The sequence below is a fragment of the Kluyvera sp. 1366 genome (assembly GCF_054823405.1).
This window is the reverse complement of the sequence record NZ_JBTRDW010000008.1, coordinates 195887-222427: the sequence shown is the minus strand read 5'-3', so window position 1 is coordinate 222427 and position 26541 is coordinate 195887. Positions and strand designations below refer to the sequence as shown.

Below are 26541 nucleotides of genomic sequence, written 5' to 3'. Positions count from 1 at the left end.
ATTAAATCTCGATAATTATATGCCGGTGAAATAAGGCATAGGGCTGCGTTCAGCCTGTTTCCCGGCACAGCTTATTTACCGCTGACGCGGTTTTACCTTTGATATCGCTACCCTACATTTGCCGGGGCGTGCTCTGTCGTGCCCAAACGGCAAAACCGATTACGGAGAAACACCATGGATCTCTCTGCTGTTCACGCCAAACCGACGCGCCGTCGTTATATCACGCTGCTGATGATATTTATTACGGTGGTCATTTGTTATGTCGATCGCGCTAATTTAGCCGTCGCTTCCGCGCATATTCAGGAAGAGTTCGGTATTACTAAAGCGCAAATGGGTTATGTATTTTCGGCCTTCGCCTGGTTATATACGTTATGCCAGATTCCCGGCGGCTGGTTCCTCGATCGCGTGGGTTCACGCTTAACCTATTTTATTGCCATCTTTGGCTGGTCGGTTGCGACGTTATTGCAGGGTTTTGCCACCGGCTTATTATCATTAATTGGTCTGCGTGCGATTACCGGCATATTTGAAGCGCCGGCTTTCCCAACCAATAACCGGCTGGTGACCAGCTGGTTCCCGGAGCAGGAGCGCGCTTCCGCCGTCGGCTTCTACACGTCCGGTCAGTTTGTTGGTCTGGCGTTCCTCACGCCCTTGCTGATCTGGATTCAGGAACTGCTGAGCTGGCATTGGGTCTTCATTATTACCGGCGGCATCGGCATCATCTGGTCGTTCATCTGGATTAAGTTCTATCAGGCACCCAGCCAAAGCAAAGGCATCAATAAAGCCGAGCTGGATTACATCCGTGAAGGTGGCGCGATGGTGGATGGTGATGCGCCGAGCGAAAAGAAAGCCCGCACCAAACTTACCGCCGCCGACTGGAAACTGGTGTTCCACCGCAAGTTGTGCGGCGTCTATCTTGGCCAGTTCGCCGTCACATCCACGCTGTGGTTCTTCCTGACCTGGTTCCCGAACTATCTGACGCAGGAAAAACACATCGCGGCGCTCACCGCGGGCTTCATGACCACCGTGCCCTTCCTCGCGGCATTCGTTGGCGTGATTCTCTCGGGTATCGTCGCCGATCGTCTGGTGCGCAGTGGCCGTTCGCTGGGCTTTGCGCGCAAAACGCCGATCATCTGCGGTCTGCTGATCTCCACCTGCATCATGGGCGCGAACTACACCAACGATCCAATATGGATTATGACGCTGATGGCGATCGCCTTCTTCGGCAACGGTTTCGCCTCAATTACCTGGTCGCTGGTCTCCTCGCTGGCACCGGTGCGCCTGATTGGTTTGACCGGCGGCATGTTCAACTTTGTTGGCGGCCTGGGTGGCATCACCGTGCCGCTGGTGGTGGGGTATCTGGCGCAGGACTACGGCTTTGCACCGGCGCTGGTGTATATCTCGGCGGTGGCGCTGATTGGCGCGCTCTCCTACATCCTGCTGGTCGGTGATGTAAAACGCGTAGGTGAATAAATTCGCGCGATGAATCGCGCCGCTACAAATACGGGCACAATCCGTAGCGGCGCCGTTCATTGCGCAATCAACCGCGGCGAAATTGCTGCTTCTCACTGCAGAATCACGTAATTTATCCGGCAACTGTTAGATGGAAGGTTGCCTCATGTCAGAAAAACAAATCACCTTTGCCGCGCGTCATCATCAACTTACCAACATCAACGTCTGGACCGGCGACAGCCAGTGGCTGGTATTTGATGTGCGACCTTCCGGCGCCTCTTTTACCAGCCTGACTATCGAGCGCGTCAACGTGGCGAGCGGTGCCGTTGAAGTGTTGTATCAGGCTCGCGATGGTGCGCACGTTGGCGTGGTCACCGTCAGTCCGGATCTGCCGCCGCGTTACGTTTGCATTCATGGTCCGGAACATCCGGATGCGCACTGGCGCTACGATTTTCATCACCGTCGCGGCGTGATCGTGCAGCAAGGCATCGCCGAGAACCTTGATGCCTGCGATATCACCGCGCCTTACACGCCTGGCGCGCTGCGCGGTGGCTCGCATGTCCACGTCTTCAGCCCGGATGGTTCGCGCCTGAGCTTTACCTACAACGATCATGTGATGCATGAAAAGGATGCCGGCGAAGACCTGCGTAACGTCGGCGTGGCCGTGCCGCTGCATCCGGTGTGTCCGCCTAAACAGCATCCGCGCGAATATGAGGGCAGCCATTATTGCGTGCTGGTCAGCCAGACGCAGCGCGATCCTCAGCCGGGCAGCGATCAGATTGACCGCGCCTATGAAGAGTGCTGGATCGGGAATCAAGGCTATCAGAAAGCGGATGGCAGCTGGCAGCGCTGGGCTATCGCCTTTATCGGCGATACGCGCGCCGCCAACGGCGACAAAGTGCCGGAAGTGTTTGTGGTGGATCTGCCCGCCGCGTTAGCCGATTACGCCAAACCGGGCGCTTCGCCCTTACAGGGCACGGCGGATAAATTGCCTGCGCCGCCAGCTGGCGTGCAGCAGCGACGCATCACGCACACCCATGGCCTGGCACTGCAACCGCGCCACTGGCTGCGCGCCTCCGCGGATGGCAGCGCCATCGCCTTTTTGCTGGCGGACGAACAGGGCGTGGTTCAGCTGTGGACGGTTTCACCGAATGGCGGCGAGCCACGCCAGGTGACGCAGCTGGCGAGTAGCATTCAGTCGGCCTTTAGCTGGCATCCACAAGGCGGCGCGATATGCTTTATCTGTGATAACAGTGTGATGCGCTGTGAAATGGCGACGGGAGCCTGTACGCGCTTAACGCCACGCAGCGATCATGCGCCATCCGGTGATGCAGTGGTCTGGTCGCCGGATGGAGAAAAGATCGCTTATATGCGGGAAGTGGACGGCTGGCGGCAGCTGTTTTGCGTCAGTGCGGCTGCGCGGGCATAGACGCGGAGGTCGCCAGGCTGGCTTGCGTGCCGGCCATTTTTTCGCTCTGCATCACGCGCTCGTGAATCGAATCCTTACTTTTATCGTCGCCAGAACGGAAGTAATCCCACGGCAGCAGCACGGTGTCCATCACCGCTGAGAACGGGAGATCGATCAGCGCCAGCGGCTTGATCGCCCAGCTGGTGTTGTCGTCAGTGATCATCTCTGCGCTGGCGCGCGTGCCGGGATAGTAGCCCTGACTGGCGCCAGTGTGAGACATAACGCTGGAGCAACCTGAAGTAATAAAGGTACTGCAAACCAGCACAGCTGTGAGCGGAAAGCGTTTCATCATATTCATCATCATCATCCCTTCAGTCATGGCATGGCCCTGGCTGGAGTGTGTCACCTGACGTTAAGCAAAGCTCTGTGGCTGCGTCTTGGATCTCAGGCGATTGGTCCCCTGAGTGTATGTCATATCGTCAGATTTGCTGTAAAAAAATACGCATCAGCCCTTGAAAGCGACCAGGCTGCACCCACTTTTAAGGAACGGTCTTGTTGCTGTTGCCGGAAGGGACAGCAACGGACTGCACAACCTGTCCATGGTGGAAGGTTGCCTAAACTTGCTGAATATCAGGAGTCTTATTATGCGTAACTTTGATCTCACCCCACTTTATCGTTCTGCCATTGGTTTCGATCGCCTGTTTAACCTGCTTGAGTCCAACCAAAACCAGGCCAATGGTGGCTACCCTCCGTATAACGTTGAGCTGGTGGATGAGAATTTCTACCGTATCACCATTGCCGTGGCGGGCTTTGCCCAGAGCGAGTTAGATATCACCTCGCATGACAACGTGCTGGTGGTGCGTGGCGCACATCCTGAAGAGCAGCCGGAGCGTAAATACCTGTATCAGGGTATCGCCGAGCGCAACTTCGAGCGCAAATTCCAGCTAGCCGATCACATCACGGTGCGCGATGCGCGTCTGGAAAATGGTCTGCTGAGCATCGATCTGATTCGCATCGTCCCGGAAGAGGCGAAACCGCGTCGTATCGAAATTCTGTAATCAGGATGTGAGTTAAAAAAACGCCGCTGAAAAGCGGCGTTTTTGTTTAGGTGCGCACCAATAATCGCTGACTCACCATGCCGCCAAACACATTCACCAGCAGGCCGAGGATGATCACTGAAACGCCGATCATCTGCTGAATCGACAAGGTTTCACCGAGGATCAGCGCCGCGCTGAGAATCCCCACCACCGGCACCAGCAGCGACAGCGGTGCCACGCGCCAGGTTTCATAGCGGCTCAGCAAATTACCCCATATCGCGTAGCCGACAATGGTGGCGATAAAGGCGAGATAGATCAGCGCCAACACCGTTTGCAGTGAAATGTGCAGCAGGCTGGTGATAATCGCCGCTTCGCCATCGAACAGCCATGAGCAGGCAAAGAACGGCACGATCGGTACCAGCGCACTCCACACCACCAGCGACATCACCGGCACTTTGCGGTTACGCAAAATGATTTTGTTGGTGATATTGCCGAGGCCCCACGACAGCGCCGCAGCCAGCGTCAGCATCATGGTAGTGAGCGTAATGCCCGCTGTGGTTTGGCCTGCCATGCCTGCGGTTGCCAGCATAAACATGCCGAGTGTCGCCACCAAAATGCCGACGATATGATTCCAGCGTAACTTCTCCGCCAGGAACAGCGCCCCCAACAGCAGCGTGAAGAAGGCCTGCGCCTGTAACACCAGCGACGCCAATCCTGCCGGCATGCCCAGCTTGATCGCGAGGAACAGAAAGGCGAACTGGCCGAAGCTGATGGTCATGCCGTAGACGATCAGCCAGCGCAGCGGAATCGCCGGACGCTTCACAAACAAGATCGCCGGAAACGCCACCAGGCTAAACCGCAATCCCGCCAGTAAAAAAGGCGGCATATCCTGCAGGCCCAGCTTAATCACCACAAAATTCACGCCCCACGCCACCACAACCAGCAGGGCTAACAACATATCTTTCACTGACATACACAGTCCTTACTGCCGCGATCAGGCGGTTGCCGTCACCGGTGTTGCGATCTCGGCACAACATTCATCACCGACAACCTTAAAGAAATCATCCACCTGTAAAGCCACGGAGCGATCCAGTGCCCCGGCGTTAAACCACAGCGTACCGACATCGCGCAGGCGCACATCGACGCGCAGCGCTAGCCGGTCATCAAAACTAAACGGCGGCACCGCGCCCATCACGCACTGGGTTAACTCCTGCGCTTTCTCTGGCGCCGCAAAGCTCGACTTCTTGCCGCCAATGGCACGCGCGGCGCTCTTGAAGTTGATCTTGCAGTCGCCCGGCACAATCGCCAGCAGATAGCGCGCATCCGCGCCATCCGGCATCGTCACTTCCAGCACCATCGCTTTGGCCGCCTGATTGAGATCGTTACCGCGAATCTCGCTAATCAGGTCGGTCTGGCCGATGGCTTCATGCTCCACCACGCGATAACGCGCCTGATGGTGATCCAGCAGGGCCGCTACTTTTTCATAGGTATTCATGTTCGTCTCCTCGTCGAAAACCTGGCGTTAACTCCAGGCGATGGCGTGTTTCATTTTTTTGTCGGTCAGGCCAAAGAAGAAGCCCATGGTGATGCGCGTGTCGCCTTCCACGCGATCAATTTCGTGATAAAACGCCGGATTAAACAGATAGATATCGCCACTGCGCGGTGAGAACTCGCACACCTCGCTGTGCTCGATGACGCCGGTTTGATAACCCAGTTCACCCGGCGTTTTGTACCATTCATCCACCGGCTGCCACTTCTTATTGAAGATGCGCAGCGCGCCGCCGGCGTTGCACTCCTGCAAACAAACCACGCAACTTAGCTGGTGCAAGATGCGGGTCACCGCCAATCCGCTGCCGGCGGCATCACGCACGATGTTGTCGTTATGCAGGGGATTGGCGACGCCGTCAGCGTGGAAGCGCACAATCGAACCGGCGTAATCGCCCAGCTCGGGCTCATTAGCGGTTTGCAGGCTTTCCAGGCGCAGCGCGTGCTGCACCCAGTTATAGATCTGATCGCGCAGGCAGTGCAGCGACGACGGCAGCGCGGCCTGAATATCGCGCAGCTCGGTGAAGTAGTTTTCCGGCGCGGCGGTGTGCTTCGCCAGATAAGGGCCGAGCGTGGTCAGCGCGCCGTTTGGATAGTGCGATACCCGCACCTGCTCGCGGCACTGCTGCAAATCCTCCACCACCGCTGCGCGCACGTCCGGCTTGAGGAAGTTACGTAACACCAGCAGCGGCACGCGCGCCGTCACGATGTCATCCAGCCAGGTGCTCTCCACAAACATGTTTGGATGAATAACGCGGATCTGATTGAAAATCGCCATGTTGATCACTCCCCAATTGGAAATTCATGAAGTTCATGGTTGTTCATACGACGCCATTCAGACGCCGTGCCCAGTGCTGAAATAGGTTCAGAAGAGATGAAAGTGGTGTCGTTTTTCTGTAAGCGGTGCAGCGTGAAATAGTTGGGATAGGGCGTGTCGTCGGGATGCCATTGCCACGCCCAGGCTTTATCGCGGGTGACAAAAATGGCGTTGGCCGAACTGCCGCCCGGCGCGACCTGCGCCATCTTGTCGCGCAGATAATCGCGGGTGAAATCGGCGGGCGTGGCGCGATCCACCATATATTCGAGATACTCCGCGGAATCAAAGCGCGACTCCGCCATGCCCAATTGCTGATAAACGGTGGGCAAAAAACCGTTATGCATCATGTACCACTGCGTGTCGCCGCTGGTGCGCCACAGCGGATGAGAAAATTCGATACCGTGATTTTTGCTCAGCGTGGCGTGGCGCACATGCACCGCCAGAAAGCGGCCGCGCAGGCGATCAACATCAATGGTCGGCAGCGCATCGGCGAACGTGCCGGTGCCGTGCAGCGTGCGAATGTGCCCTTGCTCCAGCCATAAACAGCCCCAACCGTTGGGATGCTGTTTAATCGGACCTTCGTGCGTGGCGGTTTCGCCGCAGCTCATGGCACGCGCGGCGTCCAGCACTGCGGCGGCATCGAATTGGCCGTGCGCCACAATCATTCTGCACATAGTAAATCTCTCCGAGTGGTGAGCGATGAGGCCTCAAGGATCTGATGGAACACCGCCAGAATGTCGTCGCGGCTGGTCGCTGCGAGACGCAAGGTGGCGAGAATGCCGGCGTGGCGGGTTAAATCGGCATACAGCGAAGAGCGTGGCGAAACTGCCAGCGCGGGCAGATTGAGCGGCGGCAACAGCTGACCGCGCTGGTGCTGTGCGATCCAGCGCTCAGCCGCGTCATACTGCAGGCGCTGACGCAAACGCACGCGGCCCACCGCCTGCGGCTGCGCCGGAAAATGCAGCGGCGGCATGCCATGACCGGCTTCGATGTGGAACGCCACTTCCGCCCAGTTGATGCCGGTGACTTCCTGCACCAGATTCACCACGCCCATGCCGGAAAGGCGGAAGCCCATTTCAAGGAAATGCGGTTCGCCGTTGACCAAAATGAAGTCGATGTGAAATGCGCCCTGACGATAGCCGAAGGTTTCGCAGCAGAAGCTCATCAGGCTGCTAAAGCTGGCGGGCAGCTGCTGCGCGGCGACTGCCACATGGCCGGATTCGTAAAAACTAACGCAGCCGTCTGCATCGCTATGGTGTTCGATCACCTTTTGGCAGCAGGTCAGCGCCACCGCATGGCCGTCCGCCACCACGCCTTGCAGCGAATACTCATCGCCCGCCAGCCAGCTCTCCACGATAAAACCGCTGAAGCCGCGCCCGCCGTAATTCATGGTGTCGACCAGCTTGCCGATCACCGCATCAAGCTGGCTGGCCTGTTTCACCAGCCAGACGCCAAGACCGCCGCCGCCGTCAACCGGCTTGATCACGCAGGGATAGAGCAACGCGTCTCGCGCATCCCGAATGCTGAGCGGCGAGGCAAAAAAGCGAAACTCCGGCTGCGGAAAGCGCTGCCAGGCTTTGCGCAACGCCATACGCTGCGCGTACTTATCCGGCGGAATAAAGCTGGCACCGGCGTCGGGCCCCGCCAGCAGTTCGCGTACGCGACCGGCGCTGGCGTTGTAAGCTTCAAAGCCCGCCAGCACCACGTGAGGATGCTCCATCAACCCGGCATGCAAACAGGCTTGCAGTACATCCCACGGATTTTCCGGGCGATCGAGCCGCACAATCAGATCGAACGGCAACGGGATGCTCAGCGATTGGTAATCGACGAAATCGCCCATCTCCGCCAGCACGGTAAAGTAGCCGTCGCGTTTGGCCACCGCGCAGTAAGGATTTTGTCCGTCGCGGGTGGCACCAATCTGCAGGAAAATCTTTCTCATCGCGTTGCCTTACCGGGTTAACGCCCGGAGATCACTTCAGTGACGACGTCGTGCATGACCCCGTTATTCACCTGAATCACTGCTTTGTGCGGGTCAAAACGCAGCACGCGCGAAAGCGCATCGCCGCGCTGTTCGTCCAGCAGTGAACTCACCTGCTTGCTACGCCAGCAGTGACGCATCTGCGCCACGGTCAAACCAGAGTGTTGCTCCAGCTGCTGCGCCAGCACCAGGTCGTCGCTTTCGCCGCGCAGCAAGGCGCGCACCGCCGCTTCGTCCGGCGCATCGACCAACTGCTGCAACCAGCTTTTCAGCTGATTGCCTTCGGCGATAAACGGCGAATAGATCATGCAAACCAGTTGGGTTTCATTGAGGCCAAATGCCTGTTCGGCGAACTGCGCGGCGCGCTGGCGGGCGCGCTTAATCGCCTCATCGTCCTGATAACGTGCCGCCATCTCATCAATCAGCTGCGGCGGGAAATCTTTTTTCACCATCAGCCCGAGCGCAAAGCGCACATATTCGCGAATGCCTTCGGCGTAGCTGCGCTGCAACAGCGTCTCCGCACGCAGACCGCGAATATGTGCCATTAACGTCGGGTTACCGCAGTCCGATTCGGAAAAGCTGAACATCAGTTCATCAAAGCGGAAATGCATAAATTCAGTCAGCAGCGCCCAGTGCGCGCCCGCTTCATAGGCGGTGTCCTGATAGATATTGAAGAACAGCGGATCGCGTTCCAGCTGCCAGGTAATGCGGTGCGCGGGCGTCACCTGATCGGCACCGTAGATATCGGCGAAATAGCGCTCGGCCACGCCATCCAGCGTTTGCAGGAAGCCGCTAAAGCCGCGCGACTTATCCGCCACCGGCGCAGCAAACAGCCGCGAAAGATGGCGCGCCCACGCCAGATAAGCGGTTTGTTCCTGCGGCGAATCGCCGGTGATGATCACATCAACGCCGCCGTCGTAATGCGCCGCCAGGCCAAACGAGTTCACCATGCTGAGATTACAGGCGTTACAAAACGTCGAGCGCGCATCGGCGCGGAAGCGATGGCCATTCATCAGCACATCGTTGCGATTCTGCTGGCGCACGCTGTCTGGCATCGGTAAATGGCGATCGAAGTGGCGGATTTGCAGGCCGTCAGTCACCAGACATTCGGTAAAGTCATCATCGTGGATGTGCAACGCGCGATACACGCGATCGATATTGTCCATTACGCTGTCGTTCATTGCCGCATGGCGGTTGGTGCTAATGCGCAGCTGAAAGGTGCTGCCATGTTGCTGCCAGATCAGCCCCTGAATGTAGCGCACGTACGCCACCATATAGCTGCTGTCTTTGCCGCCGCCGTAGGCCAGCAGCACGCGGTTATTCTCCGGGTGAGTGGCATCCGGGAGCGCGGCGAGTAAACGGCGTGAACAGTGTTGCGCGGAATCAATAATCGTGGGGGTGAGATATCCACTAATCTCTCGCATCAGGGTGGACAGATTATTCATTTTCACTTCATCCTTTGGCTAAAAAGTCGCTGCTGCCGTGCTGGCGGCATCAGACGGGAAATGGGCCACGAAGGTGCTACGGAATGAATGCCTTAAAGACGATTGCGCGGGTTATCAATTAACTAATGCAGCCTAAAGTACTTTGAATGTAATCTGGTGAAAACGCACAGATCCGGACGAAATAGGGTGGAACAGATGGCGGGTGAAACGGAACAGGGCAGTCGTTACCGTCAAATCGCAGAGCAGATAAAACAAGCCATTCACAGCGGCTCGCTGCCGCCCGACAGCCGTTTACCGTCGGTGCGCACGTTGGCGACGCAGTACAGCGTCAGCATGACCACCGCGCTGAAAACATTACGCACGCTTGAGGATGAGCACTACGCAGTGGCGCGTCCCAAGTCCGGTTTTTTTGTCGCACCGCGGCCTGTTAATAAAACCTTTCCCACGCTCATTAACGAGCAAGCGCGCGAAGTGGCGCCGCTCGACGAGCAGACCGAGCTGCATCTGGCGATGCTCGGTTCAGACTGCCGCGTGCGGCTGGATCTGGCCAACGGCGACCTCTCACTCTATCCGGTGAAGAAGATTGGTTTGCTGATGCGCCAGATGGGTTACAGCAAACCGGCGCTGCTGGGGAATACCGTAAAAGGCACCGGCTACGCGCCGCTGAAAAATGAAATTGCACGCCGCGCGGTGGATTATGGCTGCAATATCAATGCGGATGACATCCTGATCACCAACGGCTGCATCGAAGCGATTTCGCTGGCGCTACGCGCCACCACGCGGCCAGGCGATATCGTCGCGGTGGAATCGCCGTGCTATTTCGTGTTGCTGCAGATGCTGCATAACCTCAATCTGCGGGTGATTGAGGTGGAAGCGGGGCCGGAAGGTTACGTTAATGTGGAGAAACTTACTTCACTGTTCCAGCGCAAAGCGGTGCAGGCGTATCTCACCATCAACAACATCAATAATCCGCTCGGCAAAAGCATTCCCAACGAGCAGAAAGCCTATATCGCACGTCAGGCCGACGAGAACGATGTGGTGATCATTGAGGATGATATCTTCGGTGATACCGCATTCGGTGAGCGCCGTCCGTTTCCAATGCGTGCCTTCAGCCCGAACGCTATTTTGTGCAGCGGCTTCTCGAAAACGGTTGCGCCGGGCATTCGCATTGGCTGGGTGCACAGCAGCAACTACATGCGCAAAATCGCCTCGCTGAAATACACCACCAGCATGGGCACGTCGGTGTTGTCGCAAGCAGCGATTGCCGAACTGCTGCGCAGCGGCGGCTATGATGCGCATCTGCGTAAGCTACGGCGCGAGTTGAAGAATCAAATCCAGCATATGCGTCAGGCGGTGCTGCGCTACTTCCCGCCGGGCACGCGGGTGTCTGATCCTGAAGGCGGCTATGTGTTATGGGTGGAAATGCCGATCGGTGCGCTGAATGTGCGCGCGCTGTTTCTCAAGGCGCGCAACGCGGGTATCGGTATCGCGCCGGGCCACATTTTCGCTACCGATCACCGCTACGATCACTGTTTTCGACTCAATGCCGGTTTTGGCTGGAATGCCGAAGTGGAGCAGGCGATTCAGCAGCTGGCGCAGTGGTGCCAGCTATCTATAACGCAGGGATAGCGCAATAGAGTGCGCCGCTACGGAATGTGCACAATCGTAGCGGCGCGATTGAGATGTTTTAATCCCTAAACGCGGCTTCCAGCTCTTCCGCCAATATCTGCACCGCGCGCTCAATCTTCTCTGCATCCGGCACATAGTTCATGCGCATGCATTGATGGGTGTGCGGCCATTCGTGCTCCAAACCGGGGAAGAAGAAGTGGCCGGGCACCATCAGCACGCCACGCGCTTTCAGGCGCTGATACAGCGTTTCGGTGCTGATCGGCAGATCGCGGAACCACAGCCAGAGGAAAATCGCGCCTTCGGGTTTATGAATCAGGCAGCGATCTTCCGGCAAATAGCGGCGCAGAATCGCAATCGTCTCGCTGACTTTGGCCTGATAGAACGGCTTAATCACCTCTTGCGACAGCCGCAGCAAATCCCCGCGTACGATCATCTCATTAGCAATCGCTGGGCCGATGCTGCCCGGCGCCAGGCTAATAATGCCGTTCATGTTGCCAATGGCGGTGATAGTGCTCTCATCGGCGACGATAATGCCGCAACGTGCGCCGGGGAGGCCAAGTTTCGACAGGCTCATGCACAGAATGGTATTGGGATTCCACAGCGGGCGCGCTTCGCTAAAAATGATGCCGGGGAACGGCACGCCGTACGCGTTATCAATCAGCAGCGGTACGCCGTGCTGCTGCGCCAGCGCATCCAGCTGCAGCAGTTCATCATCAGTGATCACGTTGCCGGTTGGGTTGGTCGGGCGCGAAACGCAGATTAGGCCGACATCGTCATTCAGCGGCAAATGGTCGAAATCAACGTGATATTTGAACTGGCCTTCCGGCAGCAGCTCAATGTTTGGCTTGGCGGAGACAAACAGATCCTCTTCCAGGCCGGCATCGGCGTAGCCGAGATATTCCGGTGCCAGCGGGAACAGCACGCGCTTTTTGCTGCCGTCGGCGCGACGTCCGGCGAACAAGTTGAAGAGATAGAAAAACGCACTCTGGCTGCCGTTGGTCAGCGCGATGTTTTGCGCGGTTAATGGCCAGCCAAGTTCCTCACGCAGCATCTTCGCCAGCGCATCCAGCAGCAGCGCTTTGCCGCGCGGACCATCGTAGTTGCACAGCGCTTCGCTCAGCTGGCCGTCCTGATGCATCTGCATCAGCAACTGGTTGAAATAGTCATTCATCGCCGGGATCTGCGCCGGATTACCGCCACCAAGCATGATGGTGCCGGGCGTGCGCAGGCCTTCACCCATGTCTTCCATCAGACGTGAGATGCCGGAGTGTTGAGTAAATTTGTCGCCGAACTGAGAAAAGGACATAGGAAGTTAAAACGTTGTGAAATCGAATGGGGAACCACCATAGCGCCCGCCGCTGGCAGGCGCAATGGGTAAAAGGCAAGCTTAGCCTTGGATCTGCGGGTTAACGCAGTTTTTCTCGACTTTGCCGCTCAGGGCGGCGATCAGGTTATCTACCGCGTCGCGCGCCATGCCGTAACGGGTTTCATGGGTGGCGGAACCGATGTGCGGCAGCGCGACCACGTTCGGCAGCGTCAAAATTTCGGCATCGGCAGGCACCGGTTCAACTTCGAACACATCCAGACCGGCGGCGTGGATAGTGCCGTCTTTCAGCGCCGCCGTCAGCGCCTGCTCATCCACCACCGGACCGCGACCGGCGTTGATCAGAATTGCGCTTGGCTTCATCAACTTGAGCTGCGCCGCGCCAATCATATGGTGCGTCTGTTCGGTCAGCGGCAGGCTGATGCAGACAAAATCACTCTCTTTCAGCAAGGTTTCCAGATCGCAGGCACGCGCACCAAAGCGGGTTTCCGCCTCTTCATGCTGACGACGCGCGTTATAGAGAATGTTCATGCCGAAGCCAAAGTGCGCACGCTGCGCCAGCGCGAGGCCGATGCGGCCCATGCCGAGAATGCCGAGGGTTTTGTGATGCACATCAATGCCGAAATGATCCGGTCCGATGCTCTTTTTCCACTCGCCGTTTTTGACCCACTTATCCAGCTCGGTCACGCGCCGCGCGGTGCTCAGAACCAGCGCCATCATGGTGTCGGCGACGGTTTCGGTCAGCACGGTTGGTGTGTGCATCAGCAGCACTTTGCGTTGATTCAGCGCATCAACGTTGAAGTTATCGTAACCCACCGACACGGTGGAGCAGGCGCGCAGCGCGGGCATTTTTGCCAGCAGCTCGCCATCCACTTTGCCGCCAGAGCCGAGCAAACCTTGCGCCTGTTCGAACTGCGCCGCGTGTTTTTCGATAGTTTCCGGGGAAATGTCGTGCACTTCAGTGACGGTGAAATGGGCATCCAGTTTGGTGCGCAGGTCATCTGGCAGGCTCTTATAAAGAATCACAGCAGGTTTCATCTTTTGCTCCCTTTAAAATGTAGGGGAGGCTTTAATGCCTCCCGAATCGATTACGCGTGCTTCGCCCCGTGAACGGGCGGCGGCGTTTTGTTCTGGGCTGGTTTGACGATCAACGTCAGCCAAACCGAAGCCAGCAGCGCAGCACCCATGAAAATGTAGGAGGCGGCAGGCGAACCGGTCGCGCCATTAAGATAGCCTACAATCCACGATCCGACGAAGGAACCCAGTGCGCCCATGCTGTTGATTAATGCCATCGCACCACCGGCGACGTTGCGCGGCAACATCTCCGGAATGATGGCGAAGAACGGACCATAAGGCGCATACATCGCCCCACCGGCAATCACCAGCAGCGTATACGACAGCCAGAAGTTGCTGGAGCCCACCAGGTACGAACCGAGGAACGCCAGCGCGCCAATCAGCAGCAGCGGCCAGACAAACAGTTTACGATTCTGGGTTTTATCTGACGCCCACGACACCACGATCATCGCAATGGTCGCCACCAGATACGGCACCGCAGACAGCCAACCGGCTTCCACCATGCCCATCTGCGAACCGTTACGCAGAATGGACGGCAGCCACAGCACGAAACCGTAAACGCCGATGCTCCAGGCAAAATATTGCAGGCACAGCAGGATCACGTTGCGATTACGGAACGCTTCACCGTAGTTACGTACCGCTTTAATCCCTTCCTGCTCTTTTTGCAGCTGCGCCTGCAGCGCGGCTTTCTCGCTTTCGCTCATCCATTTGGCCTGGGCAGGTTTGTCCTGCACCAGGAACCACCAAGCCACCGCCCAGATCACTGCCGGGATGCCTTCAATGATAAACATCTCGCGCCAGCCAAAGGACTCAATCAGATAGCCGGAAACCACCGACATCCACAGCACCGTCACCGGATTACCGAGGATCAGGAAGGTATTGGCGCGCGAACGTTCGGATTTGGTAAACCAGTTGCTGATATAGATCAGCATCGCCGGCATCACCGCCGCTTCCACCACGCCGAGCACAAAGCGGATCGCCGCCAGCATCGGAATGTTGCTGACCACGCCGGTCAGCGAGGCGCAGCCGCCCCATAAAATCAGGCACCAGAAAATCAGCTTCTTCACGCTGCGACGTTCGGCGTACAGCGCGCCGGGGATCTGGAAGAAGAAGTAGCCGAGGAAGAACAGGGCGCCCAGCAGCGATGACATGCCTTTGGTGATGCCGAGATCGTCATTTATCCCTGCGGCAGAGGCGAAGCTGAAGTTCGCCCGGTCCAGATACGCCAGACTGTAGGTGATAAACACGATGGGCATGATAAACCACCAGCGTTTTGGCGCGATTGTCTGCGATTTCATGGGTGACTCCTCTGGTTGAGGTGGACGCATTCAGTGGATGCGCCTCGCGATATTGTTGTAGTGGGTACAGCTATTGGGTTTCGTACGGACCCGTAGCGGCGCAATTTATTGCGCTTCTGGCAGCGAAGCCGCTGCGAAAAGCGCGCGATGCATCGCGCCGCTACGGGATTGTGCTGTTATCAGTAATCGCCCAATGCCGCGCGCGTCGGCAGGCCTTCACTGTCGCCAGCGACCTGAATCGCCAGCGAACCGATCTTATTACCGCGCAGAATCGCCTGCGGCAGGGATTTGCCCTCCAGCAAAGCGCTGATCAGCCCAACCGCAAAGCCGTCGCCGGCACCCACGGTATCGACCACATTCTCGACGCGAATCGGTGCGACCTGGCCTTGCTGGCCGTCGGCGGTTTTGTACCAGGCGCCGTCGCCACCGGTTTTGATCACCACCGCTTTCACCCCTTTATCGAGGTAGAAATCGGCGATGGCTTCCGGCTGGCGGTAGCCGGTGAGAATCAAACCCTCTTTCTCGCCCGGTAGCACCCAATCGGCGTATTCCGCCAGATGATTGAGTTGCTTACGCATCTCCTCTTCGCTGCGCCATAACACCGGACGCAAATTGGGATCGAAGGAGATGGTTTTGCCCCGCGCGCGCATCTCTTTTGCCGCGTGTTGCGCCAGGGCAAGCGAGCTGTCAGAGATTGCCGCCGCCACGCCGCTTAAATGCAGATGGCGCGCGCTGCCAAAGTAGTCGTCGTTGAAATCGTCGGGCGACAGATGGCTGGCGGCGGAGCCTTTGCGGAAATATTCGACTTCCGGATCGGAGCCGTCATCGACGCGGGATTTGAGCTGGAAGCCAGTGCGATAGCGCGCGTCCGTGGTAACGCAGCGGTGATCGACGCCCTCTTTTTCCAGCTGTTGCAGCGTGAAGCGACCAAAGCTGTCGTCGCCGACGCGGCTCACCCAACCGACCTGCAAACCGAGGCGCGCCAGGCCAATCGCCACGTTGAGTTCGGCCCCAGCAATGCGTTTGACGAAGCCTTCTGCTGCGGCGAGATCGCCGGTTTGCTGGGCGATAAACATCGCCATCGCTTCACCAATCGTCACCACATCCAGCGTTTTTTGCGTCATCATCGGCTCCTTACGCTGCACGCAGCAGGTCAACGTAATGGCGAGTGACCGCCAGCAAATCCGCGCCTTCCAGCGGGAATTCGATGCCGCGCGGTGCGTCGGTTGGCAGCGCGTTCAGCAGCGTGCGCCAGCTATCGTCGGCCTGATCCAGCGCGATCGCGCGGAAAGTAGCGCCGTGTGGCACCGCCGCTTTAACGTGGATGTAGCTAACGTAGCGACTGAGTTGCGCGGCGGCCTGCAAACCGTCTTCGCCGGTCCACTGCCAGTTGCCCATATCGAAGGTCATATCCAGCGGCAATGCGGCATCGCAAGCCTGATGGAAGAAGCGCAGCATCGGCGCCAGTTTGCTGTCTGGCGTTTGATCGTTCTCAACCACCAGCGTCACCGTTGATGCTTTAAGTACATCGAGCAGCGCGCGCACATCAAGTTCAACGAAATGGCCAAGCGCCACTTTCAGGCGCTGAGCGCCGATTTGTTCGGCTTCCTGCAGGAACTGCGCCAGACGGGGATTCAGCGCACCATCATCTAGCCACAACGCTTCCGGCACGGAATAACTGGCGCTCAGCTGATGCTGGGAAATCGCATTGCCCAGCGCATGCAGCAGGCAGAGTTCATTTTCGTTGAACAGCTCGCGACGAATTTCGACGCCATCTGCGCCGGCCTGTTTGATCAGCGGCAACAGCGCGGCCTGGCCACCCAATTCCGCTACTTTCTGCGCGCCGTATGCGGCAGTTACAACAATAATTTCTGGTTTCATCACGTTTCTCCGGGCATGACCACATCCCATTCGTTATAAAAAACCTAAATGGAACCGGTTCCAAAGGAAAGGCGCAGACCGTGAAATTATGATCATGCTCACGAAGTGAGCCATAAAAGGCCGGCTTAGCGCAGCGGCTGGCTGGAGCCGCGTACGATCAGTTCGCCGGAGAAGAGCTGTTCGCTGACCGGTTGCTCGCTGCCCTCAATGCGCGCGATAACCTGCTCCAGCGCGGCGTAACCAATCTGCCAGGTGGGTTGCTTTAAGGTGGTGATGCCGACACCCGCCAGCGCCGCCCATTCCAGTTCGTCAAAGCCCAGCAGGCCAATCGCTTCGCCCCAGCGCAGCGCAAGGCGCTGCAGCGCGCGCGCCACTTGCAAGGTCAGCGCGCCGTTGGCGGCGATCACCGCACAGCGTTTGTCGGGATGGCGCTGGTGGAATTCCCGCAGCTGTTTTTCCAGCGCGTCGGGCTGATGCAGCGCTACCTCGGCATTCTCTGCCGCAATCTCTGGCGCGTTTTTTACCGTGTCGTAGAAGGCGCGCAGACGTTCACGGCGCGTATTAACGCTGCCGAGCGGCTCGCTAAGGAAGAGCAGGGCTTGATAGCCGTTATCCAGCAAATGTTGGGTCGCAACCGTGGAGGCTTCAACGTTGTTGAGCCCCACCATATCGCAGGCGAAATCGGGGATTTTCCGGTCAATCAATACCATCGGCAGCATCGACTGTTGCAGGCGATTGAGCACTTCTTCATGCATGCCCACGGCATTAACCACAATGCCTTCCACCTGATAGCTGCTGAGCAGTTGCAGGTAATGCTGTTCGAGATCGACTTCATTGTTGGTGTTACACATCAGCAGGGTAAAGCCCTGCGCACGACACGCCGCTTCGATGCCGCTCAGCACGTCAACCGAGTAAGGATTGGTGATGTCGGCAATGATCAGGCCAATCAAACGCGTGCGGCCGCGTTTCAGTCCGCGCGCCATCTGGCTGGGACGATAGTTGAGTTCGGCGATGGCCTGTTCGATACGGGCTTTGAGATCGGGCGAGAGCAGATTCACTTCGCCATTCAGATAGCGGGAAACGCTGGTTTTACCGGTTTTTGCCGTACGGGCAACGTCACTGATTGTGGCTCGTGGCGGCCTGGTTTTCATTGCTTACACCTGCTGAAAAGAAACAGGCGAAGACTAACACAGCTCGCGCCAGGCGCAATCATTGCGCGTCAGAAGTGAGTCGCAGCACCGGCTGCCAGAGCGTTTGCAGATCGCCTGGCGGCACATCATCGAGCAGTTGCAGCACCATTTCGGCGATGCGCTCGCCAATGTGCTGCTGCGATGATTGCAGAATGGTGTTCACCGGCTGATCGACAATCGAATCGGGCGGCAATCCATCATACACATACAGCGGAATCGCCTGCGCGCCCTTCAGGCGGGCCGCCTGCTGCAGCGCAATCGCGGCACCTTCACCCAGCGTGCTGCAATCGGTGATGATCGCCTGCGGCGCATCGCCTTGGGCCAGCCAGGCATTGGTTTGCTGATAGCCGGAGCGGCGTGTGGCGGGTAGTGCGGCCATCAGGGATTGATCGACCGGCGCCTGATGCCGAATCAGCGCATCAATAAATCCCTGGCGGCGATCGAGGATGTACGTTGCCGTTTCGTTACTGCCGAGATAGGCCAGACGCGGGCAACCTTGTTGCAGGCAGTGTTCTGCCGCCAGAAAGGTACCGGCGTGATTATCGTAATCAATCCATGCGTATGGCAGCGGCAGCTCGCTGCGGCCGAGCGTCAGGAAGCGGAAACCCTTCTGTTGCAAGCGTTGCAGTCGCGCATCCTGCGGCAGGGTGTGGGTTAAAATCAGGGCATCGATGGCGCCGCTGCGCAGCATGCGGATCAGCTTACGCTGTTGCCCTTGCGGTTTGTCAGGCAGCAACAACAAATCAATATCGTGCTGGGCGAGGCGTTGATCCAGCATTAGCAGCATTTGGCTGTAATAGCTGTCATTGAGCGAGGCGTGGCTGATGGGAAAGAGCAGACCGACCGCATTGGCGCGCCCGGTTTTCAGGCGGCGGGCAGCGTCGTTGGGGCGATAGCCGCGCGCATTCGCTTCGTCTTCAATGCGTTTACGCGTGACGGCCGCTACATCGTCATAGCCATTTAGCGCCCGGCTCACGGTAGTAACAGAGAGGCCAAGGGTAGCGGCGATGGCTTTGAGTGACATGATAGCGTCCCACTGATCAATTTTTGATCACGCTAGCATAAAGGAAAAGGCGGCTCTATCGGTTACGAATTTTTTAGCTTTTTCTAACAAAGATGGTGTCAAAAGAGGCGAAAAAATGTGACAAAAGCCGATCTTTTCGTGCAGATCGGCTCTTTACTTTTAGCCCAGCGGGCTGAGGGTGATCTCAACGCGACGGTTCTGCGCTTTGCCGTCTTCGGTGCTGTTGCTGGCAACCGGATTATCCGGTCCTAAACCCTGGGTGCGCAGACGGTTTTGCGCCACGCCTTGCAGAATCAGACCGCTGGCCACGCTGTCGGCGCGCTGCTGTGACAGGCGCATATTCAGCGCGCGCGTGCCGGTGCTGTCGGTGTAGCCCACCACATTCACGGCGGTTTTTGGATACTCTTTCAGCACCATCGCGACGCCAGTCAGGGTGTTGGCGCCCGCCGGTTTCAGGTTGCTGCTGTTGGAGTCAAAGGTGACGTTATTTGGCATGTTGAGCACGATGTTGTCGCCCTGACGCGTCACGCTGACGCCGGTGCCGCGCATTTTATCGCGCAGTTTCGCTTCCTGCACATCCATATAATAGCCCGCGCCGCCGCCCAGTGCGGCACCGGACGCCGCGCCAATCAGCGCACCTTTACCGCGATCTTTCTTCGACGACGACAGCACGCCCACGCCCGCACCCAGCACCGCGCCTAAACCGGCGCCGATACCCGATTTGCCCGCCTGCGATTCGCCGGTATAGGGATTGGTGGTACAACCCGACAGCGCGAGGCTGCCGCTCAATAACAAGGTCAGCGCCAAAATACGCTTATTCATGAAAAATCCCTCACAGATTTAAACGGGGAAAAGCCCCAAAACGGCACTATTATGCCGTTCAATTATGGGGAAATGCGTGAGGGTCAGTCTTAATTTGTAAACTTTTGCTTTAAAGATTATCAGGATGGCAAAAACAGCTGGTTTGATGATCGTTAATTAAGCCGCAGGCTTGTAGAAATGAGTGGCATGTTGTGGGGCCGACGAATTTAAAACCACGCTTCTTAAGTGCTTTCGACAGCGCAATGGCTGGCTCGGAGGTCGTTGGCGCGTCTTTGTAATTCGCGTAACGGTGCAAAATCGGCGTATGGTCGACAAAAGACCAGATAAAGCGTGAAAACTCCTCTCCGATAGCTTCCAGCGCCAGCAAGGCACGCGCATTGTTGATGATCGCTTCCAGCTTGCCGCGATGGCGAATCAGTCCCGCATTTTGCATCAACCGTGCCATGTCGCTTTCATCCATCAACGCCACGGCATCGGGATCAAATTCATGGAATGCGCGGCGGTAGTTTTCGCGTTTTTTCAGTACCGTAATCCATGAAAGTCCGGCCTGTTGGCCTTCAAGACAGACCATTTCAAATAAGACTCGCTTATCGGTTTGCGGCACGCCCCACTCTTTATCGTGGTACGCCAGATACAGTGGATCCTCAGTTACCCAGCCACAACGTTGCATTGCATCACTCCCTTAGCCTATGAAATAGCGGTAGTTCCCTTGACGAATGGCAAAAGCGATTAATAGTTATACAAGGGGCGCCGATATAGATCTTATAAAACCTAAACGCCCATCTCTTCCCGGCTCGTCAGGAGTCCTTCATGTTGCAGAAAAGTCAGCGGACAGGCCAGCATATAATCGCGCTGGCTTTTGGCAGTGTATGGCTATTTTTTCTGGCCGGGAATACCTATGCCTTTGATCAATCGAGCCAGAATAGCGCACCCGATTACAACGCCATACTTGCTGAAAAAATTTCCAGTAATCACCTGATGTTGACAGAAAACCCCGATGCCAACCTGTTTGACGCCGCGCTTAACTCGCCGAATGACTACGCGCTGGTGATGCACAGTGAAACCGCCAGCGTCGGCGCTACGCCTTTTGTTAATCGCTACTCTGCCGGCTGGTCGATGCCGATGAGTAAAGCGGTGAGCACCGGGCCGGTGGCGCAGTTTGCGGTGGATGATTCGACCTTGAGCTGTCCGAAGTGCGCAGGAGTGGATAGCAACAACGCCGAGCACATTGCCTCCGTTGGCTGGCGCGTGGATTCCAGCCTTAGTGGGATATCGCCGTGGGCGCAGGTAAGTTACAGCCATCTGGTAAATGAAGAGTTGCCATCGCCCACCCGCGAACGAGCCGAGGATATCAACGGACGGGAAAGCAATTGGGTGGATGTCAGCGTCGGCGCAAATATGCCGCTGGGGCAAAATATGGCGGCCTTTGCTTCTTTTGCGCAAACTGGCGCAGTGACCAGCGGCGAGCAGTTTATTTATAGCCTGGGCGTCAGCGCCAGCTTCTAATCGGCATAAAAAGAGAAGTGACAAAACGTGAGGTCCATATACTAAGTGCGCTAATCATAACTTTGGTCACAATATGCGCAACAATATTATTCTTATTAGCCGTGAAGTTACGGCCTTTCTCATCAGTGGATTGGTACTCGTTTTCTGTATGGCGATGGTCTACATCGACGTCAACTGGATGAACGATGCCCTGCACGAAACCTCCTTCACCGAAATCACCCAGGAGCTGATGCTCTTGCTCATCGCCACCTTCTATTTCCTCTCGGCCTGGCAGCGGCCATCACAACGCAGCGTGCTGATCCTGGTCGGCGGTTTTTACAGCTGCATGCTGATTCGTGAGATGGACTTCCTGTTCGATTTCATCAGGCACGGCGCATGGCTGTGGTTTGCGCTGGCGACGACGGCGGCCTGTCTGGCGATGGCCTTCCGCCAGCCGCGCCAAATCCTGCCCGGGCTGGCGTCGCTGGTTCAGCATCGCAGCTGGCAGATGATGGCCGCAGGTTTACTGGCTATTTTGGTGTTTTCGCGCCTGTTTGGCATGCATCAGCTGTGGGAACATCTGATGCTCGATGGTTATAACCGCGTGGTAAAAAACATGGCGGAAGAGGGCAGCGAGATGTTTGGCTACAGCCTGTGCCTGATCGCATCGGCTCGCTATCTTTGGCAAACCCGGCCGCAGCCTGTCGCGGTTCGGGTGCCGCACGCGTCACGCCATGTGGATCGCGCCGAACCGCTGACGATGCCACGCTAATCGCTGCGACCTTTTTGACGATCACTTGTCCTAAAACAGGTACACTTACCGCATAACGCCGGGCTGAATTTGCCGCCCGGCGCACCATGCTGGTTAACGTCAGGTTTCTTCATGTCAGTCAAAATCTTATCTTCAACGTTGGTGGGGCTGGATGGCTTCTGCCATGACCCGCTCGCCGTGCTGCAGCAGGCCGATAACGGCACGCTGGCGGTGCTGCATAACAATACGCCGGCGTTTTATGCGCTCACGCCGCAGCGTCTGGCGCAGCTGCTGGCGCTGGAAGCCGCCGCGCAGCAGCCCAATGATGTCACGCTGGATGAGAGTCTGTTTCAGACCGAAAGCGCGCCCATCGCCACGCCGGTGGGCAAGTTCGCAATGTATGAAGGCTGGCAGCCCGATAGCGATTTTCAGCGTCAGGCCGCCATCTGGGGCGTGGCATTGAGTGAACCGGTTACCGCCGCCGAGCTGGCCACGTTTGTGGCGTACTGGCAGGCGGAAGGCCGTTTGTTCCATCATGTGCAGTGGCAGCAGAAGTTAGCGCGCAGCGTGCAGATGAATCGCGCCGCCAATGGCGGACAGCCAAAGCGCGATCTCACGCAAATCAGCAATACTGATTACGATATTCCCGATGGATTCCGAGGTGAGTAATGAAAACGCCGAACGATCTTTTTAGTCGCCTGAAAAAGATGATGCCGTCCGAAGTGCAGCCGAAATTCAAAAGCGGCGCGGAGCTGCTGGCCTGGAACCAGGAGCAGGGCCGCTTGCGCTCGGAAGCGATTGTGCGAGAAAACCGCGCGATGAAAATGCAGCGCATCATGGGGCGCTCGGGCATCCGCGAGCTGCACATGAACTGCTCGTTCGACAACTATCGCGTGGAAAATGATGGGCAGCGCAAAGCGCTGGCCATGGCGCGCGAATACGCCGCCGGATTTGAAAACAGCATCTCCAGTTTTGTTTTTTCCGGTCGTCCCGGCACCGGTAAAAACCACCTTGCCGCAGCGATTGGTAACGATCTGATTATTCGCGGTAAAAGCGTGCTGATTGTGACCGTGGCCGACTTGATGTCGAGCATGAAGGGCACTTTCAGCGGCGGCAGCGATTTAACTGAAGAGCGCCTGCTGCACGATCTCAGCCATGTGGATCTGCTGGTGATCGATGAGATCGGCATGCAGAGTGAATCGCGCTATGAAAAAGTGATCATCAATCAGATTGTTGATCGCCGCTCATCGTCGAAACGCCCAACGGGCATGTTATCGAACCTCGATCCCGCCGGCATGAATTCGCTGCTGGGTGAACGCGTGATGGACCGTATGCGCCTCGGCAACAGCTTGTGGGTGCGCTTTGACTGGGAAAGTTATCGCAGCCGTGTGCGCGGTGATGAGTATTGAGGAGTGCTATGAAAGCAGCCAGTAAAGGTCCAGCACTACTTCGCCTGAACAACCTGAAGCGGGTGATGATGCAACTGCGCACCACCCGCATCACCTCCCGCCAGGATCTGGCATTAGCGCTCGAGCTGAGCAAAAACACCGTTTCACTGATTGTCGATGATTTGCTGGAAGCCGGGCTGATCAATGAGCTCGGCCCGGTTAGCGTGGCGTCAGCGGGCCGGCCGAAAATCGAAATCTCGCTGCGCGCCGAAAAGCTGAAAAGCGCGGGCATCATGGTGGAGCGCCAGGCGATTCACTGGCGCGTGTGCGACTATTTCTCGCAGGTGATTGCCGAGCAAACCTGGCGCACCGAAACCAGCGATCCTGAGCAGTTGCTGCATGAGCTGGTGGAAGTGTGCCAGACCTTGCACGCGGCGCATCCCGAGCTGCTCGGCGTGGCGATTGGTTTCCCTGGCATCATCGATCCGCATCGCGGCTGGGTGCATTTTTCCGCGCATCTGGGCTGGCAGGATGTGGATGTGATGACCATTCTCAGCCACGAGATGCCGCTGCCGCTGCGCATCATGAATAACGTCAAAGCGGCGGCGCTGCTTTCGGTGCAGCAACTCGAACTGAATAAGTCGCAAAGCCATTTCTATCTGCGAATTTCTGAAGGATTAGGTGGCGCGCTGGTGGAACACGGCGAGGTGTTTACCGGCAGCAGCTGGACGGCGGGCGAGATCGGCCATCTTACCGTGCAACCCAACGGCGAACGCTGTAGCTGCGGTCGCTTAGGTTGTCTGGAAACGCTGGTGAGCAAACCGGCCATTCAGCAGCAGCTGGCAAAACGCAAACCGGGCCTGCGCTGGCAGAATGGCGAGAGCGAACCGGAAATCCTGAAAGAGGTGATGACGCAGGCGGGCACCCACTTGGGCAACGCGTTGAGTCAGGTGATGCAGCTGGTGAATCCGGCCAGCATCATTATTGATGGGCCGTGGAATGCGCAGCCAGCGTTTGTGCAGGCGGTGCAGCAGGCGGCGCAGGCCGGTGCGCTGGCCTTTACCTTCGCCCATACCGCGCTGCATTTCCTGCCGCTGCGTATCGATCCGGCCAACGGCTTAGCGCTGGCGGTGATTGAGCAGTACGAACGCCTGAGTTAACAAGGGCGCCATAAAGGGCGCCCTGCAGATCCCTATCCTTACCGATTAATGCCGTGGAATATCAAATGATTCGCTCGCCTTCACGGTGGACGTCGTCTCCGGCAACTCTGCTTCGACGTTAAATTTACGCAGCACCAGCGCATGAATCTTCTCAAGCGACACGCCGGCCGTTTCTGGCAGATAGCGGAAGGTGAAGAAGTACATACCCAGCGAGAAGATTGCGAACAGCAACAGCGGGAAGCCACCGTGGAACATATCCAGCAGCATCGGGCTGCTGTTCATGATCGGGAAGGTGCTGCTGATAACAAAGTTAGCCATCGACATCGCGCAGATGGAAATCCCCACGCAAATCGAACGAATCTCGGTTGGGAACACTTCGCCCAGTACCGTCCAGACGATCTGCCCCCACGTCATACCGAAGAAAATCATGTAAGCGAACAGGCCAATAACCGCCAGCATACCCGGCAAGTGGTAATAGAAGGCGATGAAGGAGTAGGTCAGGCACACGCAAGAGGTGATTGCGCCCAGCAGCAGCAGCTTACGACGACCGACTTTATCGATCAGCATCATCCCCGCCAGCACGCCAATAAACTGACAAATCGACAGCCAGAAGGTTTGCAGCAGCGCTGAGTCAGTGCTGCCCGCGACGTTTTTCAGCAAGGTTGGCCCAAAGTACTGAATGACGTTGATACCGCTGATCTGGTTACCCACCGCCAAACCGATGCCGACAATCAGCAATGGAATGGTGGTTTTATCCAGACGCAGACGCGATTTGTGCTGCTGCGCGGTTTTATCAGAAAACGAATGTTTGATTTCGTTGAACACGCTCTCGGCATGTTCGCGGTTAGAGATTTTGGTCAGCGTATCCAGCGCTTCATCGTACTTGCCTTTCAGCACGTTCCAGCGCGGTGATTCCGGGATAAAGGCGATGAACAAAATAAACAGCGCGCACGGCACCAGCGCGGTGGCGAGGATGTAGCGCCAGCCCATGTTGATCATCACATCCGGCAAGGTGGATTTGGTGATGAAGTAGTTGGTCAGCAACACTACCGATTGTCCGCCGACGCAGCACACCGCATAGAGCGCGGTGGTACGGCCACGAAACTTCGAAGGCGACAGCTCGGCCAGATAGATAGGCGAAATTACCGACGCCAGGCCAATCGCTAATCCGCCAATCATGCGGAAGATGACGAACACGGTGAAGTTATGCGCCAGCGCCGTGCCGATTACCGAAACGGTAAACAGCAGGGCGGTGATGGCGAGGGATTTTTTACGTCCCAGCTTGTCACTGAGGCGCGGTGCCATAAAGCAGCCGATCAAACTGCCGAGCAGGATATTGGAAACGGCCCAGCCGGTTTCAGCGGGCGTTAACTGGAAATATTCACTTAAGGGTTCGATTGCACCGGAGATAATGGAAGAGTCATATCCCATCAGCAGACCGCCGAATGCCGCGACAGTACAGCAGAGAATGACATACTTCATGTTGTAGCGTTTTTGCCTGGTATCCATTGTTATAGCCCCTTGTCTCTACGGCCTGAACGTTACTTGTCCAGAAAGAGGGTGGTGTAGGTTTCGATGTTCAACTTTTATTCACGCGAGGTCTTCGTGTTGGAATATATGTTCTAAATGATGGTATTTGGATCATTTTTTCCGAAAAGTGTGAAGGGGGTGGCGAAAATTGCCGAATAAGTCGTCAGGAGTATGCTTATAGCCCAATGAAATGATAGGTTTTTCATCAACTCACTCAGTAAGGGCATTGCACAATTTGCTTTTTATTGGAATTTTCATTCTGTTGAATACGTGGGTTTGCCGGGTTTATTTCACCCGACGGAGCGC

Annotated in this window: 26 protein-coding genes; 9 read left to right on the top strand and 17 right to left on the bottom strand. The window is 57.0% G+C overall.

The annotated features are described in order from the left end of the window. The first annotated feature begins 174 nt into the window (after positions 1-174). Positions 175-1470 (top strand): MFS transporter, encoded by a 1296-nt coding sequence (locus ACVLVH_RS18900; protein WP_101763891.1) that lies wholly within the window; start codon positions 175-177, stop codon positions 1468-1470. A 145-nt stretch (positions 1471-1615) separates the two neighbouring features. Next, positions 1616-2878 carry a YidR family protein gene (locus ACVLVH_RS18895; protein ID WP_192414285.1) on the top strand — a complete coding sequence of 421 codons (1263 nt, stop codon included), beginning with the start codon at positions 1616-1618 and terminating at the stop codon, positions 2876-2878. Here the strand turns inward: ACVLVH_RS18895 and ACVLVH_RS18890 are convergent. Further along, positions 2856-3215: a YceK/YidQ family lipoprotein gene (locus ACVLVH_RS18890; protein ID WP_304622235.1), complete on the bottom strand. Its 360-nt coding sequence runs from the start codon at positions 3213-3215 to the stop codon at positions 2856-2858. The two genes, ACVLVH_RS18895 and ACVLVH_RS18890, sit on opposite strands and share 23 nt — an antisense overlap. 286 nt (positions 3216-3501) lie before the next feature. Between ACVLVH_RS18890 and ibpA the strand changes: the two genes are divergently transcribed. After that, positions 3502-3915 (top strand): small heat shock chaperone IbpA, encoded by a 414-nt coding sequence (gene ibpA / locus ACVLVH_RS18885; protein ID WP_101763888.1) that lies wholly within the window; start codon positions 3502-3504, stop codon positions 3913-3915. Positions 3916-3961: 46 nt separating this feature from the next. Here the strand turns inward: ibpA and ACVLVH_RS18880 are convergent, their stop codons facing one another. Genes ACVLVH_RS18880 through ACVLVH_RS18855 form a run of 6 tightly spaced genes read right to left on the bottom strand, consistent with a single transcriptional unit; the run spans position 3962 to position 9679 of the window. Then, the gene (locus tag ACVLVH_RS18880; protein ID WP_110868246.1) at positions 3962-4867 is read right to left on the bottom strand and encodes an EamA family transporter; all 906 of its coding nucleotides are present in this window, start codon (positions 4865-4867) and stop codon (positions 3962-3964) included. 21 nt (positions 4868-4888) lie between these two features. Next, entirely contained in the window at positions 4889-5389 is a 501-nt protein-coding gene (locus tag ACVLVH_RS18875; RefSeq protein WP_101763886.1) for a YbaK/EbsC family protein, read from the bottom strand. 27 nt (positions 5390-5416) lie between these two features. Continuing rightward, complete coding sequence (locus ACVLVH_RS18870; RefSeq protein WP_101763936.1) at positions 5417-6217, bottom strand: 2OG-Fe(II)-dependent halogenase WelO5 family protein; 801 nt, start codon at positions 6215-6217, stop codon at positions 5417-5419. A gap of 5 nt (positions 6218-6222) precedes the next feature. Next, on the bottom strand, positions 6223-6930 hold the full coding sequence (locus ACVLVH_RS18865) for a class II glutamine amidotransferase (protein WP_110868247.1): 708 nt from the start codon (positions 6928-6930) through the stop codon (positions 6223-6225). After that, entirely contained in the window at positions 6918-8195 is a 1278-nt protein-coding gene (locus ACVLVH_RS18860) for an ATP-grasp domain-containing protein (protein WP_192414289.1), read from the bottom strand. The genes ACVLVH_RS18865 and ACVLVH_RS18860 overlap by 13 nt, the downstream gene beginning before the upstream one ends. Positions 8196-8212: 17 nt before the next feature. Then, positions 8213-9679: a hypothetical protein gene (locus ACVLVH_RS18855; protein WP_192414291.1), complete on the bottom strand. Its 1467-nt coding sequence runs from the start codon at positions 9677-9679 to the stop codon at positions 8213-8215. 195 nt (positions 9680-9874) lie between these two features. On the opposite strand from ACVLVH_RS18855, the gene ACVLVH_RS18850 reads away from it, so the two are divergent. Continuing rightward, the gene (locus tag ACVLVH_RS18850; RefSeq protein ID WP_101763882.1) at positions 9875-11308 is read left to right on the top strand and encodes an aminotransferase-like domain-containing protein; all 1434 of its coding nucleotides are present in this window, start codon (positions 9875-9877) and stop codon (positions 11306-11308) included. 58 nt (positions 11309-11366) lie between these two features. On the opposite strand, the gene ACVLVH_RS18845 is transcribed toward ACVLVH_RS18850, so the two are convergent. The 9 genes from ACVLVH_RS18845 to ACVLVH_RS18805 form a co-directional block, all read right to left on the bottom strand. Then, positions 11367-12614 carry a valine--pyruvate transaminase gene (locus tag ACVLVH_RS18845; RefSeq protein WP_192414293.1) on the bottom strand — a complete coding sequence of 416 codons (1248 nt, stop codon included), beginning with the start codon at positions 12612-12614 and terminating at the stop codon, positions 11367-11369. Between the two features lie 81 nt (positions 12615-12695). Beyond that, complete coding sequence (gene ghrB, locus ACVLVH_RS18840; RefSeq protein WP_192236811.1) at positions 12696-13670, bottom strand: glyoxylate/hydroxypyruvate reductase GhrB; 975 nt, start codon at positions 13668-13670, stop codon at positions 12696-12698. A gap of 50 nt (positions 13671-13720) precedes the next feature. Next, entirely contained in the window at positions 13721-15004 is a 1284-nt protein-coding gene (locus tag ACVLVH_RS18835) for an MFS transporter (protein WP_101763879.1), read from the bottom strand. A gap of 179 nt (positions 15005-15183) precedes the next feature. Next, a complete protein-coding gene (locus ACVLVH_RS18830; RefSeq protein WP_008105274.1) occupies positions 15184-16128 on the bottom strand; it encodes a sugar kinase in 945 nt (314 codons plus the stop codon). A 10-nt stretch (positions 16129-16138) separates the two neighbouring features. After that, positions 16139-16885, bottom strand: coding sequence for a sugar phosphate isomerase/epimerase family protein (locus ACVLVH_RS18825; protein WP_192414295.1), 747 nt, complete (start codon positions 16883-16885; stop codon positions 16139-16141). A gap of 125 nt (positions 16886-17010) precedes the next feature. Further along, positions 17011-18036: a LacI family DNA-binding transcriptional regulator gene (locus ACVLVH_RS18820; protein ID WP_137384837.1), complete on the bottom strand. Its 1026-nt coding sequence runs from the start codon at positions 18034-18036 to the stop codon at positions 17011-17013. 58 nt (positions 18037-18094) lie between these two features. Beyond that, a complete protein-coding gene (locus ACVLVH_RS18815; RefSeq protein ID WP_192414297.1) occupies positions 18095-19099 on the bottom strand; it encodes a LacI family DNA-binding transcriptional regulator in 1005 nt (334 codons plus the stop codon). A gap of 159 nt (positions 19100-19258) precedes the next feature. Beyond that, positions 19259-19921 carry an OmpA family lipoprotein gene (locus ACVLVH_RS18810; protein WP_101763875.1) on the bottom strand — a complete coding sequence of 221 codons (663 nt, stop codon included), beginning with the start codon at positions 19919-19921 and terminating at the stop codon, positions 19259-19261. 109 nt (positions 19922-20030) lie between these two features. After that, the gene (locus ACVLVH_RS18805; RefSeq protein ID WP_498949954.1) at positions 20031-20591 is read right to left on the bottom strand and encodes a DNA-3-methyladenine glycosylase I; all 561 of its coding nucleotides are present in this window, start codon (positions 20589-20591) and stop codon (positions 20031-20033) included. A 140-nt stretch (positions 20592-20731) separates the two neighbouring features. Here ACVLVH_RS18805 and ACVLVH_RS18800 point away from each other — a divergent pair, with 140 nt between their 5' ends. From ACVLVH_RS18800 to ACVLVH_RS18780, 5 genes are all read left to right on the top strand, one after another. Then, on the top strand, positions 20732-21427 hold the full coding sequence (locus tag ACVLVH_RS18800) for an autotransporter (protein WP_192414301.1): 696 nt from the start codon (positions 20732-20734) through the stop codon (positions 21425-21427). Positions 21428-21500: 73 nt separating this feature from the next. Then, positions 21501-22178: a hypothetical protein gene (locus ACVLVH_RS18795; RefSeq protein ID WP_192236815.1), complete on the top strand. Its 678-nt coding sequence runs from the start codon at positions 21501-21503 to the stop codon at positions 22176-22178. Positions 22179-22289: 111 nt separating this feature from the next. Continuing rightward, the gene (gene dnaT, locus ACVLVH_RS18790) at positions 22290-22826 is read left to right on the top strand and encodes a primosomal protein DnaT (protein ID WP_101763871.1); all 537 of its coding nucleotides are present in this window, start codon (positions 22290-22292) and stop codon (positions 22824-22826) included. Then, on the top strand, positions 22826-23566 hold the full coding sequence (gene dnaC, locus ACVLVH_RS18785; protein ID WP_110868257.1) for a replicative helicase loader DnaC: 741 nt from the start codon (positions 22826-22828) through the stop codon (positions 23564-23566). The genes dnaT and dnaC overlap by 1 nt, the downstream gene beginning before the upstream one ends. An 8-nt stretch (positions 23567-23574) precedes the next feature. Continuing rightward, a complete protein-coding gene (locus ACVLVH_RS18780) occupies positions 23575-24705 on the top strand; it encodes an ROK family protein (RefSeq protein ID WP_192414303.1) in 1131 nt (376 codons plus the stop codon). 45 nt (positions 24706-24750) lie between these two features. Here the strand turns inward: ACVLVH_RS18780 and ACVLVH_RS18775 are convergent, their stop codons facing one another. Continuing rightward, positions 24751-26214 carry a sugar porter family MFS transporter gene (locus tag ACVLVH_RS18775; RefSeq protein ID WP_101763868.1) on the bottom strand — a complete coding sequence of 488 codons (1464 nt, stop codon included), beginning with the start codon at positions 26212-26214 and terminating at the stop codon, positions 24751-24753. Positions 26215-26541 lie beyond the last annotated feature (327 nt).